Raw genomic sequence first — 17,790 nt, 5'->3', positions numbered from 1 at the left:
TGTTTAGAAATGTTGGGAGCAATAGTAAACAGTACCGAGGGGCACTCGGAATCTGGGGGAAACCCAAAAGCTACGGGAGAGCCTGACCACTGGTTTAACGATAGCAATATTGCTAATCTAAGTCATCTCTGTGAGCGTAGAATCATATAACTATGAGAATCCCGCATTGCGTTACTTTGATTTGATGCCGGGAGTATGTCAAACGACCGAAAACCTATTTTTTGACAAAGAGCAAATCTCTTTATTCTCCCTACAACCTACGGATGTTGTATGTAATGTCCCTACTGCTTGATTTATAAGTATTCTACCGAACATAATATTACTTGCTTAAAGAGAACCTATACTAGAAATAGATTTTAACTCATTTGAAAAATCAGCTCTTTTAAAACAATATTGAATTTAGATTAGTGAAAATTTTACTTATAATTTCAGCACTTATACTTGGGTTATTGGGTATATTGGAAATAGGACTCCGAGTTATAGTGGGTTTTGGTAATCCTCTAACTTATATTGCAGATAATCAAATTGGTTATCTCTTAACACCAAATCAAAATGTTAGTCGCTTTGGAAATCGCATAAAAATCAATCAGTATTCTATGCGGTCAAAGTCAATAGAAGAGTCAAAAGAAAATACTACATTGAGAATATTTCTCGTAGGAGACTCTGTGGCTAATGGTAATTGGTGGACTGACCAAAATGACACAGTTTCTGCAATTATAGAAAACTATTTAAGTGAAAAATTAGGTAAAGATAAAATTGTTGAAGTTCTTAATGCCTCAGCTAATTCTTGGGGTCCGAGAAATGAATTGGCTTATCTAGAAAAGTTTGGTTTGTTTGATTCTCAAATAGTAATATTACTAATTAATACCGATGATTTATTTGCTAAAGCACCTAGTTCATCAGTGGTAGGAGTAGACCGCAATTATCCAGATAAAAAACCTCTTTCAGCTATTGCAGAATTGATAAATCGTTATTTTTTGAAGGCTCCAAAAATTCCTGAAATTAAAGAAGGAGGCGATCGGGTTGGTTTTAATTTAGTGGCAATTAAAAAAATTCATGAATTGGCTAATCAAAAAAGTGCTAAATTCATTCTAGTAATGACTCCTTTACTACGGGAAGTAGATGAACCGGGACCACGCGATTATGAAATTAAAACTCGTAAACGTTTAGAAGAATTTACTCAGGCAGAGAATATTTTATTTCTAGATTTACTACCTATCTTTAAATCTGTCTCGGAACCAGATAGTTTATATAGAGACCATATTCATTTAAGTCCCGAAGGTAATCTAGTTATTAGTGAAGTAATTAGTAAATCAATTCTAGAGCAGAATCAACTATAAATATATGTGCAGGATTTGTGAGAAACTCAAGACTGTAAATCATAAAGTCAGAAACTATTAGACATCTTCCAACAAAGATATAGACTTTTTGTAAAAGTAGGGAACAGGGAATAGGGAATAGGGAATAGGGAATAGGGAATAGGGAATAGGGAATAGGGAACAGGGAACAGGGAACAGGGAAGATTTTTTTAGGAAAAAACACGAAAAATGATTTTATGAGCAACTTTTACAACCTTAGTTTATAGTAAATAAAGGGTAAGTTTATTTTCTGGAGATGTCTATTACCGAATAATTAATAATTAATAATTAATAATTAAATAATTCTGGTTTAAAGCCTCCCCTTTTAAGGGGAAAAAGCGGTCGAGGGATGGCGAGGTCTCGGAGCCATATCCAATCGACCAAGAGAAGAAATAATATTTCCTTATATTCAATTCCGTAACGGTTTTAACCAGAGGTAATTATCCATTATCCATTATCCATTATCCATTATCAATTATCAATTAATGAACACTTTTCCCTAACCAGGAACTACTACATACTAAAAAAATAGTTTAGAGCAAAATTTTTGGAGTAATTATGTCTAACGAAATAGAATATAAAGAGATAAATACATCTACTATTTCCTCTGATGAATCTTTTTCATCACAACAGCATTCAAGGGAGTTAGAATTATCAGAAAGAGTGGCTCTACTAGAAGAAAAATTAGACCAAGCACTAATGTTAATTTCTGATATTTACCGCTATGGCAAATTGAGAGATTTATTATCTGCAGGAAAATGGAAAGAAGCAGACCAAGAAACTGCAAAAGTGATGTTAGAAATATCTGGTCAAACTGATAAAGAAAAACTGACTCCTGATGATGTTATCAAATTTCCATGTAGCGTAATAAATTTAATCGACCAGCTTTGGACCAATTATAGTAAAGGTCATTTTGGCTTTAGTATACAAAAGAAAATTTATGAAAGTATGGGAGGAACTTATGATATTTCTCAAATAGATATGAAAGTTTTGAATATGACCTGTGAAAAACTTGGATTGTTATCAAATAATAAATCAGTACCTTATGAAAAACTGAATTTTAGTCTAGAAGCACCTAAAGGTTGTTTTCCTGTGGCTTGGTGGGACTCTCCTTATGGGGCTAAACTAGCAGTATACTTTTTAGCTCGCCTGAATGCCTGTAATATTGATTGAATTTTTATGACTTTTTTTACTTTTAATATTTGAACATAGTCAAAACTATGCTAGAACAAAAATATAAAACTTTTATCTGGGATGTTGAGACCAAGTACTATAAAAAAAGTCTGGAGGTTCTAGGGAATAGTAAAAGAGGAAAAACAGCATTAAATAGTAGCAAACATCAGGATATCTAGTAATCCTTCGACCCGCTTTTTTTATAAGAAAAAGCCTAAATCTACTATTTATATTTCATACCAAATCCAGTTATTATAAATCATGTTTTTCGTCATTTATATCTAATCCTTCTTCCTGATTTTCATAAATATTAGTTCTGTTGATCGCCGGATTGAGTATCAAATAAAAACATTTATATAAAGTTTTTATCTGGGATTTTAAGACCAAGCACTATGAAAAAGGTATGCAGGGAATAGGTTATTTCAGTTATAAGTACCTCTGCAATAAGGAGGCTACGAAAATACGGAATTCTCTTTTCTCTTAGTCGATTAGATATGGCGCAGGATTCTTCCCCATCTCTCGACCGCTTTTTATCCCCTTAAAAGGGGAGACGCATACCGAGAATTTTTCGGTAATAGTAAAGGAGGGAAAACAGCATTAAAAATAGTAAATACACAGATATAAGGTACTAAATTTAGCACTTTTTTTATTAGAAAAAAAGACAAAAACTCAATCGATATTTATATCTCAAATCAAAACACTATATAATATATCAACAATTTTCATTTTAATTGTGGAGGTTAATTCGTAATGGAAGAAAAAACAATTAATTTAAAGCTAGTAATATTTTCTGGCTTGATGATGGCTTTGATAGGGTCAGTAATTGGATTAGCTGCTGCCGAGATGAGTAAAAGTCGTTATCAATGTTGTAATTTTACTACAGTAGATAAAGGTTATAGCAGTGCAAAAGCACCTCGTACTTATGCCACAATAGGTGCAATTATGGGATTTTTTATAGGGTCAATTCAAGAAACTGTACGATCTCTGAAACCAGAAGATGAGTAATAATTAATAATTAATAATTAATAATTAATAATTAATAATTATATTTTTCATCAGGAAATGAACCACAAGAACGACGAGTTTGAGTTCAATTCATGCAATTCTATGGCGGAAAATAGTAGATGTTTATCAAGAGCTGATAACTGACTGCTGAATGTTGAATGCTTACCGAATAATTAATAATTAAATAATTAAATAATTTAGGTTAAAAGCCTCCCCTTTCAAGGGGAAAAAAATAAATTTTTTCCTTATTGATCAATCCTCTCCCTAAAATGGAGAGGTAATTATCCATTATCCATGATCCATTAATTGAAGATGTCTATTAATTATCAACTGTGGAAATAGTCTCAGGGGATAAAGAATTTTTCCAAGGGTCTAAAATATCTTTAAATAAAGTTTCCTCTATCCAAGTTTTAGCTACTACTGTTAAAGGTAAAGCTAAAATTAGACCTAAAATTCCAAAAAATGTAGTGAAGAAAATTTGAGATGCTAGAGTAACAGCAGGTAAAAGAGAGACTTGCTTTGCCATAACAATTGGGCTTAACCAATAACTTTCAAGATTCTGAATAATCAGATATAAAATTCCCACAGCAACTATTTTCCAAGGAGCATCTAATAGAGCAATCATAATAGGAAAAACTACACTCGTAGTCGGACCAATATTAGGAATAAAATTGAGTAAACCTGCCAACAAAGCATGAGCTAAAACTAGATCTATTTGCAAAACCCATAAACCAAGACCACTAAGGGTACTAACAAAAATAGAATTAATTACTATTCCACCAAACCAATTTCCTAGAGCTACCTCGCACTTTGATAGAATTTCATCTGCACGTCGCCGATAAAAGGAAGGAAATAAAAGTAATCCTACTTGTCGATAAGCTTGAGTATTAACTAAAAACATTATTGTTAATACAAACACCAAAAGTACCTGCAAGAAGACTATGAAAGTATTAGAAAAAATCTTAAAAAAGTTGCTAAATAACCGAGTACTTAATAATTGTGTTTGTACCAGCATATCAGTGGCGCTAGGTGGAGGAGGAAATAAATCAGGTTGTTGTCTATATAGTTGCACAAGTTGAAAGCGAACTTCTGTAAAGACATCAGGTATTAAGGCAAGTAATTTTTGAAACTGGGTAGTAAAAGGCGGTACAATTAGCAACAAAAATAGCAGAATAATTAATGTGGCTAAACTCAGAGTGGCAATTACAGCTAAGTTTCTTTTAATACCCCATCTATTGAATTTCTGCACCAATCTATTTAAAGCAGTTGCCAGAACTATTGCAGCAAATACTAATAGTACAAGTTGTTTAATTTCCCAAAGGATATATAGAGAAATAAGCAAACTAAAAAAACCTAACCATTGACCAAAATTCATATTTTTTTTGTTTTGGAGTTGTTGGAGTTACGAGTACTGTAACAATTTCAAGTTGAGGAATAAACCATTAAATTTTCTCGGTTGTTTGTTTTCCCCTTTTGTATTCCAAATAAGTGCCTCAACTTATCGATATAGCAATCGAAGGAAAGGTTAGGACAAATCAAAAGCTTAAAACTAAGACAACTTCATTAATTGATAATTGATCATGGATAATTGATAATTACCTCTGGTTAAAACCGTTACGGAATTGAATATAAGGAAATATTATTTCTTCTCTTAGTCGATGGTAGGCCAGCGAGGAGACCTCGCCATCCCACCCTAGGGGAAGCTCCGGTAACGACCGCTTTTTTCCCTCTTAAAAGGCTATGCTTTATAAGCAAAAATCTTTACAAAAGCGGATAATGCCTATTATCAAAAGCTTACGAGCATTTTGTTAGTTTGACTGATTTGACAAATTGATTAACTTGTGTACTCCTAAAAGTTGTTTTTTGTCGTTGCGATCGCAACGACACTAGGAGCTTTCAGAATGTAATACATCAAATGATATTTTTGTCAAGTTTTATGTTAAGAAAGATGTTTATAAAGCATAGCTTAAAAGGGGAGGCTTTAAAGCAGAATTATTTAATTATTAATTATTAATTATTAATTATTCGGTAAAATTTTTCCTTCTTCCTTCTTTCTTCTGCTATATAAAGGTTTTTCAAGGACTACCTTGACTCTGACAGTTAAAAAACATATCTTAATCTAGCTATTATTATAAAGCTGAAAAGACAAAACTTGAGAAAATAATAGTAACAGAATATTTATAATTAACAGCTCTGTGTAAAAATAGAGTGGTTAGATTCAGAATAATTGATCGATACTTTGAAACTTATCTCTAAATAGGGTTTGCTGAAAAAAGCAAAGTGTGGGGAGAGTGGGGAGGGTGGGAAGACAGAGAAAGTAGGAGGAATAATTGTTCTTTGATTTTTCTGCCCCCTCATCCCAAAATTCTCACTTTTTGAGGGTAAGTGAATTGAAACTGGCGCACTTTTTAGAATCGAAAAAGGTACTTCTTTATTTATCAGTGCTTTTAGATTTAATCAGCAAGCTTTAAATAGTACATATTTTGATAATTTTCTTTTAAAATGAGGAGGCTTTAGACCACAATTTTTCGGTAATTATTAATTATTAATTATTAATTATTAATTATTGAACCCTACCCTTTTGTGATACTAATTTTGAAGTGTAATCTAAATGAACTTATCAAAAAATCCAGTCTTATCATTTTCAATAATTCTACTTTCTTTAACAGTACATGGATGTACTATCTCTAACTCTAACAAAAAATTACCACCATCCCCTGAAGCAACTCAACAGCAGCAACAAAAAGTATTAACTCCTGAAGAAATACACGAAAAAGTTTTAACAGTTGACAGTCATATTGATTGGCCTTATCGTCAATTTTTAGATCCTGATTTTCAACCCAATATCAGACATCAACCAGGAAATTTAGACAGTGGTCAGTGGGATATTATTCGGATGGAAGAAGGTGGATTAGATGCTGTCTTTATGTCAATATTTACTCCTCAAAGAGAACGCGATCGCCAAGGGCACGAACAGGCAAAAGCAAAAGCCATTAAAATGATTGAAATTACCAAAAAGATGGCAGAAGAAAATTCAGATAAAGTTGAAATAGCCCTAAATCCAGAAGATGCTAAACGCCTGGATGAAATGGGAAAAATGGCAATATTTATTGGTATGGAAAATGGCTATCCTATTGGTAAAGATATTAGTAATGTGAAATTTTTCTACAACCAAGGTATTAGATATATAACAATAACTCATTCCAAAAACAATGAATTAGCCGATTCTTCTACCGATGAAAAACAAGAATGGAATGGGTTAAGTGACCATGGAGAAAAAGTTGTCAAAGAAATGAATCGTTTGGGTATGATGGTTGATATTTCTCACGTCCATGATGATACATTTTGGGATGTAATTAAGTTAACAAAAGCACCAGTCATCGCATCTCATTCTAGTGCTAGGTCACTAGAAAATCATCCTCGAAATATGAGTGATGAAATGTTAAAAGCTGTTAAAGAAAATGGTGGGGTTGTACAAGTTTGTCTTTTTGATACCTATATAAAAAAACTACCCCAGACAGCAGAAAGAAAAAAAGCAATGAAAACAATTGAAAAAGAAATAATTGCCTGGAGAAAGGGAAAACTCAGCCGAGCAAAAATAGAGGCACTCAAAGAAAAATATCATCAAATTAATGAGAAATATCCTAAAAATAAACCCACTGTTGCTGATGTAGTAGACCATATAGATTATATGGTAAAAGTTATGGGTATCAATCATGTTGGCATTGGTTCAGATTTAGATGGCGGTGGTGGAGTTAGAGGAATGAATGATGTTTCAGAAATGCCAAATATTACAAAAGAATTAGTAGCACGGGGATATACTGAAGAGGATATTCAAAAAATTTGGGGTGGAAATTTAATGCGAGTTTTTAGTGAAGTGCAAAAGGTAGCTCTAGAAATTCAGAACCAATAAATATCTGGAAAATAACTTTTTCATTAATTGATAATTGATAATGGATAATTGATAATTACCTCTGGTTAAAACCGTTACGGAATTGAATATAAGGAAATATTATTTCTTTTTTTTCCTTAAAAGGGGAGGCTTTAAACCAGAATTATTTATTTCATTAATTGATAATTGATAATGGATAATTGATAATTACCTCTGGTTAAAACTGTTACGGAATTGAATATAAGGAAATATTATTTCTTTTATCTTGGTCTCATGGATATGCCGAGGTCTCCTCGCCATGCCTCGACCGCTTTTTTCCTTAAAAGGGGAGGCTTTAAACCAGAATTATTTATTTCATTAATTGATAATTGATAATGGATAATTGATAACTACCTCTGGTTAAAACCGTTACGGAATTAAATATAAGGAAATATTATTTCTTTTATCTTGGTCTCATGGATATGCCGAGGTCTCCTCGCCATGCCTCGACCGCTTTTTTTCCTTAAAAGGGGAGGCTTTAAACCAGAATTATTTAATTATTAATTATTCGGTAAAATGATTAAATCATAATTTTTTCAACTATGATTGAAATTTTCTTTTCGGTTGTATCTGCCGTTTTTCCAGTGGGATGTATTGTTTTAATTGGTTTTATATTTGCCAAAAAATTTTCCATTGATGAACCCACACTTTCTCGACTAGCTTTATATGTTTTATTTCCGGCATTACTAACAGATATAATGTATCGAACTACTGTTAGTATTGAAGAAGCAATTGAAATGTTTGTAGCCTTTGGGCTAACTTATATTTTACTCTGTTTAATAGCCTGGGGAATAGGATGGAAATTAGGTTTTTCTGTGCCTGTACAAAAGAGTTTAGTCGCAACAACAGCTTTACCAAACGCAGGAAATATGGGTCTTTCTGTAACTTTATTTGCATTAGGAGAAGCTGGGTTAGAAAGGGCAGTAATCTATTTAATATCATGGAATTTAATTGTACTGAGTACAATGCCTGCAATTCTGAGAGGAGAGGGTTTTTGGTCTTCTGTTATTTTTACTCTCAAATTACCCATAGTTTGGGGAATGATTTTAGGTTTAATTTTAAACTTATTTGATATTCAATTACCTCTAAAACTTGATGATGGTTTACATCTTTTGAGAGAGGCGACAATTCCAATTTCTTTGTTATTAATGGGAATACAAATAGCTAATAATCGTTTTCAACCTAGTAATTATGAAGTGGGTGCTAGTTTGATGCGTTTATTGGGAGGAGCTATCATTGCTTATTTAGTTGGTAAATTTATGAATTTAGAAATGCTTGATTTACAAGTGCTAGTGTTAGAAAGTGCCATGCCAAGTGCTTTATCTTCCTTTATCATAGTTAATGAATTTGGTGGGGATGCGCCACGAACTTCTAGAGTTGTAGTCATATCAACATTGTTGTCTTTTTTGACTTTGCCTCTAGTATTATGGGCTATTGGTGCAACATCTTGATGTATAAGCATTTCCTACAGAATGCTGCGCAAACAGCCGTCAGCTATCAGCTATCAGCTATTAATTTATTGCCTTTATTATCAGAAATTAGTATTGATATATTTAGGGCTTGCTGATTAAATCTCAAACTCTTTACAGATAAATTTTTTAGTCTTTTTAGGTACTAATAAAATGCTAGCTTTTAGGTGGTAATGGTTCAAAAATCTAGTATTTTCAGCAAGATAGGGGAAGAAAACCAAGGGAAGATTTTTCTGGCTACCTCTTCTATATATTCTCATTACTCCTAAATTCACCGATTCTGAATTCTGACTCCTCAAGCCCTAAATTACTAGATACCTGACTCAGATTTTAGTCTAATTTTTTTGCTTGACAATCACTCTATTCTTAACTTTGACAAAATTTGGCATAATTTTTCAGTAAACTGATGAAAAATTAAGACAGTTGATATCCTCTCCGGCCTGAAGGCGCGGAGATTCCTACTGAACCGTAGCTCTTCGGTGGGTTGACGTTTTGCTGGCGCAAAGCTCCGCTAACACAGGCTGCTGCTACCAGATGCGCTAGTCTTATGCTTGCCTCCACGTCCGTTTAATGTCTCGGACTGCCCGCCCGCGACTAATATATTTATTGCTGCATTCTCATCTCTGTCGTGTTTGGCACCACAATTAAGGCATTCCCATTCTCGCACTTGAAGGTCTAATTTGCCTCCACGAAAACCACAACATGAACATTTTTGAGTCGTCGCCTCCCAACGACTAATTACTCTCAAATCACGACCATACTTTTCTGCTTTTCCTTCTAAGAAAGTTCTAAATTGTCGCCAACCTAAATCAGATATAGCTCTGGATAATTTGCGGTTTTTTACCATGCCAGAAACATTCAAGTCCTCTAAAACAATTGTTTGGTTTTCACAAATTATTTCAGTGGATAATTTATGCAGAAAATCTGTCCTTGTATCTTTTAATTTACTATGTTTGCGCAGCATTCCGAAGGAAAACTTAGCAACTCTGGCCCGTGCTTTTTCATACCTTTTAGACCCTTTAGTTTTATTAGATAATGACTTACTTAACTTTCGATACTTCTTAATCCGTTTTTTCAACGGTTTTGGTGCATCAATCTTTGTACCATTGCTGAATGTTGCAAAGGTTTTAATACCTAAATCTATGCCTACTGAATTATCAGTTTTTGGTAAAGTTTCTGGTTGTATTTCTACGACAAAACTAAGAAAGTATCTATTAGCTGAATCTTTAATTACTGTTACTGAGCTAGGCTCACTAGGTAGTTTTCGCATAGCAGGCTACTTTCAGATTTCCAATCTTGGCTAAATAAACTTTATCTTGGTGTACTTTAAACCCCCTCAAGGTAAACCTGGCGGTCTGCGCGTGATTTCCTGGTTTTAAATTTGGGAGGTTTTATTGCTTTGCCTTTTCTCTGGCCTTTTGTAGAACTGAAAAAGTTTTGATAAGCTTGGTTTAAATCATTCAATGATTGCTGTAATGGCACAACTGAAACCTCTGATAACCATTCTCTATGCTCCACCTTTTTAGCTTTAGTAATAAACTGTTTTTGTAGTTCAGAGTTAGCAGGTTTCTTCTCTCCTAATTTGTATTTTTCAAAGGCAGCAAGCTAGACTATCATTCCAGACAACGCGGACGCAACCAAATAACTTTGCTAATCGGTATTTTTGTCCCGGTGTTGGATAGATACGGTACTTAAATCTAGCTTTCATAGTATGACTTTAAACGAATAATACGATAACATAATTATTGAAGAAAAACAAATTTAAAAGTCGCCCTAGAAGGGCGAGGCTTCATACCCCATTTTTCGGTGAATTTATCCCCTGTCTTAACAATTTTTGCTTCCCAACGTTGACGTTTTTCATGTCACGGAGCAAAACAGAATCTACGCAACTTGAGTCCGTGGAGTGTCAGTTATTATCCATTCTAAAGCCTGGTCTTTTTCTGACCAAGAAAAACATTTTGCTTCTATATGAGTCATATTGCTAAAAATTTTATTACCAGCAATAGTCAATTTATTTACCCAAGCTGCGTCACATACAACTGCTTTTTTATCAAAATATTTCAGATGTCCTAGACCAAATTTTAAATCTTCCCATAAAGCTTCCACAGATATTCCTTGAAAACTTTTAACTTCAACATAAACTCGTAATTTAGTTTGAGATTTTAATCTTTCCTCAACTAAACTTTTCACTTTTTCAATGTCACTTATTTCAATTTTTCCATCAATACTAAGACCAATGATGTTCTGATTTGCTAGAAGTATAATTTCCATCATCGTATTTTTCTCCTTCTGAGATACTTCTAATTTTAATCTGATATTTTTTGGTAGAGCTTCCTAATATTTTTTCTAACTTTATACAGTGATTATGATTCCTTCATTTCCTCAATTTTTCTCTATTAATTGAAGGCCATAAACCTATATATTTTTCCCAAATAAATTGACCTACTCAGATTACTTCATCTATTGCTAAGTATTAAGTTTTATTAGCTTTAACTTTAAACTTGAAAGTAAAAGGCATCGACCTAATACTTACTCTTACCCCTTACTCTTACCCTATAACCTAAATTTAACGTAAGTAGATTAAAACTGCCACTAAAGAAGTTTATTTGTTTACATTTATTAAAACAAGGTGGTTGTTTTTTATCCTTTTGCTGAAAAAGAAAATTCAGTATTTCCAACCTCCCTATTCCATGAGGTAATGATAATTGAAATGACCCACGGGAATTCACACTCTCAATACTGAAAGAGGTAATTCTAAATTCTAAATTCTAAATTCTAAATTCTTGAAAAGATATTAACTAAACTGTTGCTGATAAAAACGAGCGTAAAGGGTACCTTTCTCCAATAATTCTGAGTGAGTTCCTGATTCTAATATTTCACCATTTTCCATAACCAAAATCCGATTAGCACGACGTACAGTAGCCAGTCTATGAGCAATAATAAATACCGTTCTTCCTTGCATCAATCTTTCTAACGCTTCTTGTACTAAAAATTCAGATTCAGAGTCAAGAGAAGAAGTAGCTTCATCTAATATTAATATTTTCGGGTCTTCTAGTATTGCACGAGCGATCGCTATTCTTTGTCTTTGCCCTCCAGATAAATTAACACCCCTTTCTCCTACCCAAGTTTGATAACCTTTTGACAGCTTAGTAATAAACTGATGAGCATTAGCAACTTTAGCCGCCTTTTTTACTGCATCAATATTATAATTTAGCTGACCAAAAGCAATATTTTGCGAGATAGTTCCTGAAAATAAAATTACTTCTTGAGGTACAATTCCAATTTGTCTTCTAAGACTTGTAAGAGTAACATCTTTGATATTTATATCATCAATTAATATTTCCCCTGACTGAACATCATAAAATCTAGGTAACAAATTTGCCAGTGTAGTTTTACCTGCTCCAGAAGCTCCTACCAAGGCAATTATTTCTCCTGAATTTACCAACAAATTTAGATCTGTTAAAACCTTTTTTTCTGACTGATAAGAAAAACATACATTTTTATATTCTACCTTTCCCACTACCGGAGGAAGAACAATAGCATCTGACTTTTCTGTAACTTGAGGTTGAATATTTAAAAGTTCAAAAATCCGGTCACAAGATGCTTCTCCTTGTTTAAACTCACTATAATTACTTGTTGTTAAAGAAATAGGATCGATTAACAACGCCACACCTGTTAAATAACTAATAAAACCTTCTCCAGACAAATTTCCTTCAGATATTTGCCATGCCCCCAAAAAAAACAAAAAAGCCACACTCATTGCTTCTAAAAAACCCACTACTACAAACTGGAGTGCTTTGACTTTTTCTGCCATGTATTTTGCTTGTCGATTTTGTTCAGCTTCCACAGAAAATATAGCAATTTGATATTCCTCAGCAGCAAACGCTTGTACTATTCTAATACCATTAAATACCTCTGTTATTAAAGCCGATAAATTAGAAGTCCGATTTTGACTTTGGTGAGAAAAAGAAAGTAATAATTCTCCAAACCAACCTATTAATAATGCCATTAACGGTGCAACTAACAGAGTTACAACAGTTAATTGCCAGTTGAGATAAGTCATGTAACCCAACACAACTATCAACTGTAAAATACAAGGAACAAATTGGTGAAAAAATTTATTGACAACCTCTCCAGTACGATCAATATCTTCTGTCAGTCGATAAGAAAGGTCTCCTGTTTTGGATTTTTCAAAGTAACTAATATTGAGTTTTTGTAAGTGAGAATAAACTTCTTTACGCAAATCTAGGGCAATAGTAAAAGCAGCTTTTGCCATGAAAGTATCCTGACCATACTGTACAGTTCCTTTGACGAGGAAAATAATAGCTGCAAGACCTGCGAGTTGAGCGATCGCCCCTACATCCCCCCTACCAATATGACCTGCCATTTCACCCAATAGCCATGCTAAAATCGGCCAGAAAATTGTAAAGGCCAATGTACAACCTAATGCTTTTACAATTGTAGGCCAATGGTCATAGATATAGGGTAACAGTTTCCAATAATTGGATCTTGGTTTCAAGAAATCAAACTTCTTAATATTGTTTTTCAAAATATGAGATTTCTATGATTAATTAGAAAAAAACTTGCTTTTAGTTGTTTAGCTATGATAGAAACATTTTAAGTCAAATTTTAGGCAAAATTTGGTCTAGCATAGAAGTCCATTTATTCTGTGTAGAGGCCAGAAAATTTTTTTTGAAAATTTGACCTGAATAACTTAATTTATTGTGATAATATACATATGCCAATTTAAATCTTATTACAAAAGTTTTGGCATATTAAGGTTCGTGCGTCTAGCAAACCCCAAAAGCAACTTTTACATCCTAATTGTACTGACTAATATCAGAGTTATAAAGATGTAACTGTTATATAGGAAAGTTCCTGTTCTGCGGGATTTCATTTAATTTAACTAAACAGAGGAATTCATGGAAATATTAGCATTTTCCCATTTAGCTTTCAACGAAGAAGACTCTGCAAACAAAGAGTTTACTGCTTGTGTAGATTTCAAAAAGCTATCTAGTGTGGGAGCAATGGGTTTATTATCTGCTGCTACTTTAGCTGTAGGAATGAACGTAACTGCTGATTCTGCTGCTGCTCATTACGGTGGTGGCTATGGTCGCTATGGTGGCTATGGTGGCTATGGCTATGGTAGTTCTGGTCGTTATGGTAGCTATGGTCGTACTTCTGTCCATTATTATAAAAAAGTTGTTAGTCGCTCCTACAGCCGTTCCTATGGTAGCTATGGTCGCTACAGTCGCTATGGTCGTCGTGGTGGTTATGGTGGCTACGATGGTAACTGCTACTACTAAAGTTTTTAACAGACTCAAGTATTCAATTATTTGAAAGTTGTAGAGCTTGAAAATTTTTTGAATATTCTGTTGTTTGCTAAAGCTGAAAAACATAGACTATCCAAGACTTATATCTACAAAATGTCTATGTTTTTACACCATTAACTTGTGTTATTATCACATACGTCTGCTAAGATTCGGAGGATTTTAGCAACAATTATGGAGTGTTTGACACTTGACTTTTCATAAGGACGAAAACCCCAGAGGAAATCCTAAACTCAATGTGTTTGAGCGGAAAATTAACCTTCTTTGCCAGTAGACTTATGGATAGGTGAGCAAGAATTTCGCTCTTAGTCACCGATGAAGAGCGTGTCTAGGATTGTCTAGATTTTGAGAAGGTGCATTACTAGATTTTAGAATCCCTGGCAATTTCCTGAAAATATTGTGATGATAGAAGTAGGAAAATAACTGACAACTGAGTATCGCGTTATTTCGATCCCGACTTTGAGTCATCCCCAATGGTTGCCTAGTCAAGAAAAAGAAAGCGCAAAATAAATACTCATGTGAGTTGGCCATAAATAATTCAAAAAATAGCGCTTTGAGGAAAATCCGCAAAGCATTGCGAGATACTGCCTGCGTTGATGGCTTCGCACCGTCACGTTGCTATGAACGGTTTTAGCTGGTTTTACCAGGAATTTCCGGGCTTGATGTATCAGTAAGGTTAAGTGGGTAAGACACTTATAAAAAAAAGTTGTAAAACATTACTCATCAGAGGAGTTATGGAAACACTAGCATATTCTCATCTAGCTACCGCCGAAGAAAGTTTTATAGTTGAACCAACCTTTGAAGGAGTGAACTGGAAAAAGTTCTCTACATTAGGTATGATGGGTCTTCTATCAGCAGCTACTATTCTAGGTGCTATTAGCGCGACTGCTAATTCTGCTGCTGCATGTTACTATAAGAACCCTTGTAGTGGTTATGGTCGCAGTCGCTATTATGGCAAAGGTTATCATCGTCCCAAGTATCATCATGCTTCTTACAAGGGGCATCGCCGTCGTCATGGATATTATTTGAGCTATGGTAGTCGTGGACACAAAGTATCTAAGTTGCAACACCAACTAGGAATGATGGGCTATTTTCATCATCATCGTGCAACAGGCTACTTTGGCCCTAAGACTAAGCGTGCAGTTAAAGCATTCCAACGCGATCATGGCTTAAGGCCAGATGGAATTGTTGGACGTCGCACTAGAGAAGCTTTAGGTTTCTTCTAAAAATAAAAGTTAGCTTCAATGCTGATGTTGATGGGATTACCGAAAAGCGACGTTGAAAGCCCCCGTGTTTTAACCGGGGGATGAAAAGTCAATCAAGCAACAATAAAGTATGAAAGCTTTTAATCTCACATCTTTTCAAGATTAATAGTTAATTCCAGGAGCAATACTCCAAACTAATTGCTCCTGTTCATCTAAGTATAAGTATTGCTAAGATACCCTTCTCATCTACTAGAGATACTTAGTTGTTTTACCGATAAACTGTAATACCAACGAAAATAATCTTAAGATAAAATTTGGAGTTTAATATAAAGTTGTGAAAATGATTAAAGTTTTTGATAATTAGGCTGAAAAGGTTGACTTTATATTTAATCCAAAAATCGATAAGCGATCAAGGTATTTAACCGTAATCCTAGTGCAGGATGGCAGAAATAACTGACCAGTGACAAAATCCTAAAAAATTACAAATCAAAAATGATTGACTGTCTTGAGTGTGTCTTACATTCTGAGGAAACCTCAGAATTACACACTCGCTTTTAAATGCATGACTTTTAACTTCCGCGTAGTGGCACTAGGTATCTAGCTAATATATAGATGAACCGGAAAAACCATAGTTAATTATGTCAATTTATCTCAATGGTTTTTTGCCAAGGAGGAGAAGCAGTGTACTTACCATAAAAGAGACTAAATTTCCAAAAAAATTTCAGCCAATATAGAATAGTTTGCTTGAGATTTTGGAATAATGCTTGGTATTGATTGACATGAAATGTAGGAGTTCTTAACATATTTTTTACTCCCCTATTTTATCAAGATAACTCTATATAATTATTGTAATCTCCTGAATAATCATTTAGGTTAGTCCTCTTAATTAAAGTTAATAAATTAAAATTTAACTCCCCCGGCGGGAAGTCCCGCGCTCTCCCGGAGGGGAGCGCCGTATGGGAAAGCCGGGCGCTATCTGTGTTGTTCATCGGGGATTTTCTCTTTGTAGTATACATCTTATATTGTAGTATATGCATTGATAGCTATTGACAATTACAAATAAATAGATTTTAATTATTCTAAACACAGGGGGAGGACATCACCTCTGTATAAACAGCAGTCAGCTTTTTTTTCTGACTGAAGAATCCCGCGTTCGTCATCGTCATGTCGCGTTAGCGCAACGTCGGGAGTATGTCAAATAAACCAGATTTGTCTCATTGAAGGTGAAATCTGGTTTTTAATTTACCGAAAAATTGGACTTAATGTTGGCGTAGCCTTGTGGTGGAACACAAACCAATAATCCTCATGGCAGAAGAATCTCCGTGTCTGGCCGCCAGAGAGTATGTCAATTTCTTAGAACTAAAACAGGACAATGAGAATACCTGACAATTCGTTCAGCAACCGATCCTATTGACATCCTCCCCGGCTGTTAGGCGCGGGGATTCCTACTGAGACGTAGCTCTTCGGCGGGTTGACGTTTCACAGGGTGCTGCTTCCTTGGCGGTAGTCTGATGCTTCCCTCCACGTCCGTTTAGAGTTTCCGAGTGCCCCCCGGCAACTAATAACAGTTTAGCATATATCCAATTCACTTGCATGCTCAAATAAAAAGTCGCCCTACAAGGGCGAGGCTTTAAACCCAATTTTTCGGTAAAAATCGGCCAAGGCCACTATTCCCTTGGGAAGGAATGACAATCAACTCTGCTTTTTTTTCCTGAGCATAATCCAAAATTTCTGAGCTAGGAGTTCCGATCGCCACACTAAAATTAATACCTTCATATTTAGCACCTTGAACCCGTTCGTGAAATACCTTTTCGATGTGCTGTTTGCGACTCTGGTCATTAATAGTATGCCACCTTACTCCTGGTTCAACAGGATTAAGACGAGGTAGCACATGAAGAATCCATAAATAAGAAGGATCTCGAACAAATTCTAGAGCTACATCGATCGCTTCAACAGATTCATCGGAAAAATCTATGGGCACAAGTACAGAATTTTTGGAAAATATATTCATTATATTTATGATGGATAAACTGAAGAATGTGATGTAGCAGGGAACAGGGAACAAACAACAGTGGGAAAAACATTGCCTAGCTAAAATTCATCATTAGCATTGGACTTATACTATCAGGACTTATATCATGTCCGGTTGAATACTTATTATTAAGGTAGTAGGGGAGTAGGGGAGTAGGGGAGTAGGGGAGTAGGGGAGTAGGGGAGTAGGGTAGTAGGGGAGTAGGGGAGTAGGGGAGTAGGGGAGGAGGGGAGTAGGGGAGTAGGGGAGTAGGGGAGTAGGGGGAGTATGCCTAACGCCTCCCAAGA

At 34.7% G+C, this 17,790-nt stretch carries 16 protein-coding genes; 7 read left to right on the top strand and 9 right to left on the bottom strand.

The window, feature by feature from the left end:
- Positions 1-407 precede the first annotated feature (407 nt).
- The 3 genes from F6K54_RS22610 (at position 408) to F6K54_RS22600 (ending at position 3,536) form a co-directional block, all read left to right on the top strand.
- A complete protein-coding gene (locus tag F6K54_RS22610) occupies positions 408-1,340 on the top strand; it encodes an SGNH/GDSL hydrolase family protein (RefSeq protein WP_293082224.1) in 933 nt (310 codons plus the stop codon).
- A gap of 576 nt (positions 1,341-1,916) precedes the next feature.
- A complete protein-coding gene (locus F6K54_RS22605) occupies positions 1,917-2,531 on the top strand; it encodes a GUN4 domain-containing protein (RefSeq protein WP_293082222.1) in 615 nt (204 codons plus the stop codon).
- 750 nt (positions 2,532-3,281) lie between these two features.
- Entirely contained in the window at positions 3,282-3,536 is a 255-nt protein-coding gene (locus tag F6K54_RS22600) for a hypothetical protein (RefSeq protein ID WP_293082218.1), read from the top strand.
- Between the two features lie 319 nt (positions 3,537-3,855).
- Here the strand turns inward: F6K54_RS22600 and F6K54_RS22595 are convergent, their stop codons facing one another.
- Complete coding sequence (locus F6K54_RS22595) at positions 3,856-4,911, bottom strand: AI-2E family transporter (RefSeq protein WP_293082215.1); 1,056 nt, start codon at positions 4,909-4,911, stop codon at positions 3,856-3,858.
- 1,236 nt (positions 4,912-6,147) lie between these two features.
- Here F6K54_RS22595 and F6K54_RS22590 point away from each other — a divergent pair.
- Positions 6,148-7,449: a dipeptidase gene (locus F6K54_RS22590; protein ID WP_293082212.1), complete on the top strand. Its 1,302-nt coding sequence runs from the start codon at positions 6,148-6,150 to the stop codon at positions 7,447-7,449.
- A gap of 560 nt (positions 7,450-8,009) precedes the next feature.
- Complete coding sequence (locus F6K54_RS22585; RefSeq protein ID WP_293082210.1) at positions 8,010-8,918, top strand: AEC family transporter; 909 nt, start codon at positions 8,010-8,012, stop codon at positions 8,916-8,918.
- 529 nt (positions 8,919-9,447) lie between these two features.
- Here the strand turns inward: F6K54_RS22585 and F6K54_RS43100 are convergent.
- From F6K54_RS43100 to F6K54_RS22570, 4 genes are all read right to left on the bottom strand, one after another.
- Positions 9,448-10,206: an RNA-guided endonuclease TnpB family protein gene (locus F6K54_RS43100; RefSeq protein ID WP_366558199.1), complete on the bottom strand. Its 759-nt coding sequence runs from the start codon at positions 10,204-10,206 to the stop codon at positions 9,448-9,450.
- 321 nt (positions 10,207-10,527) lie between these two features.
- Entirely contained in the window at positions 10,528-10,644 is a 117-nt protein-coding gene (locus tag F6K54_RS43095) for a helix-turn-helix domain-containing protein (RefSeq protein ID WP_366558198.1), read from the bottom strand.
- Between the two features lie 173 nt (positions 10,645-10,817).
- Positions 10,818-11,210: an STAS/SEC14 domain-containing protein gene (locus F6K54_RS22575; RefSeq protein WP_293082208.1), complete on the bottom strand. Its 393-nt coding sequence runs from the start codon at positions 11,208-11,210 to the stop codon at positions 10,818-10,820.
- Positions 11,211-11,730: 520 nt separating this feature from the next.
- A complete protein-coding gene (locus F6K54_RS22570) occupies positions 11,731-13,455 on the bottom strand; it encodes an ABC transporter ATP-binding protein (RefSeq protein WP_293082227.1) in 1,725 nt (574 codons plus the stop codon).
- Positions 13,456-13,858: 403 nt separating this feature from the next.
- Here F6K54_RS22570 and F6K54_RS22565 point away from each other — a divergent pair, with 403 nt between their 5' ends.
- Both F6K54_RS22565 and F6K54_RS22560 read left to right on the top strand, forming a co-directional pair.
- Entirely contained in the window at positions 13,859-14,242 is a 384-nt protein-coding gene (locus F6K54_RS22565; protein WP_293082207.1) for a hypothetical protein, read from the top strand.
- A 758-nt stretch (positions 14,243-15,000) separates the two neighbouring features.
- On the top strand, positions 15,001-15,492 hold the full coding sequence (locus tag F6K54_RS22560; protein ID WP_293082206.1) for a peptidoglycan-binding protein: 492 nt from the start codon (positions 15,001-15,003) through the stop codon (positions 15,490-15,492).
- A 620-nt stretch (positions 15,493-16,112) separates the two neighbouring features.
- Here F6K54_RS22560 and F6K54_RS22555 read toward each other — a convergent pair.
- From F6K54_RS22555 to F6K54_RS22545, 4 genes are all read right to left on the bottom strand, one after another.
- A complete protein-coding gene (locus F6K54_RS22555) occupies positions 16,113-16,274 on the bottom strand; it encodes a hypothetical protein (protein ID WP_293082204.1) in 162 nt (53 codons plus the stop codon).
- Between the two features lie 542 nt (positions 16,275-16,816).
- The gene (locus F6K54_RS43090) at positions 16,817-16,888 is read right to left on the bottom strand and encodes a universal stress protein (protein ID WP_366558200.1); all 72 of its coding nucleotides are present in this window, start codon (positions 16,886-16,888) and stop codon (positions 16,817-16,819) included.
- A gap of 28 nt (positions 16,889-16,916) precedes the next feature.
- Positions 16,917-17,060: a hypothetical protein gene (locus tag F6K54_RS22550; RefSeq protein ID WP_293082201.1), complete on the bottom strand. Its 144-nt coding sequence runs from the start codon at positions 17,058-17,060 to the stop codon at positions 16,917-16,919.
- Positions 17,061-17,101: 41 nt separating this feature from the next.
- Positions 17,102-17,482, bottom strand: a complete 381-nt coding sequence (locus F6K54_RS22545) for a universal stress protein (RefSeq protein WP_293082198.1) — start codon at positions 17,480-17,482, stop codon at positions 17,102-17,104.
- Positions 17,483-17,790 lie beyond the last annotated feature (308 nt).

It is taken from the genome of Okeania sp. SIO3B5, from assembly GCF_010692555.1.
Taxonomy (GTDB): domain Bacteria; phylum Cyanobacteriota; class Cyanobacteriia; order Cyanobacteriales; family Microcoleaceae; genus Okeania.
The sequence above is the reverse complement of the archived record's forward strand: the minus strand, read 5'-3'. Positions and strand labels throughout refer to the sequence as shown.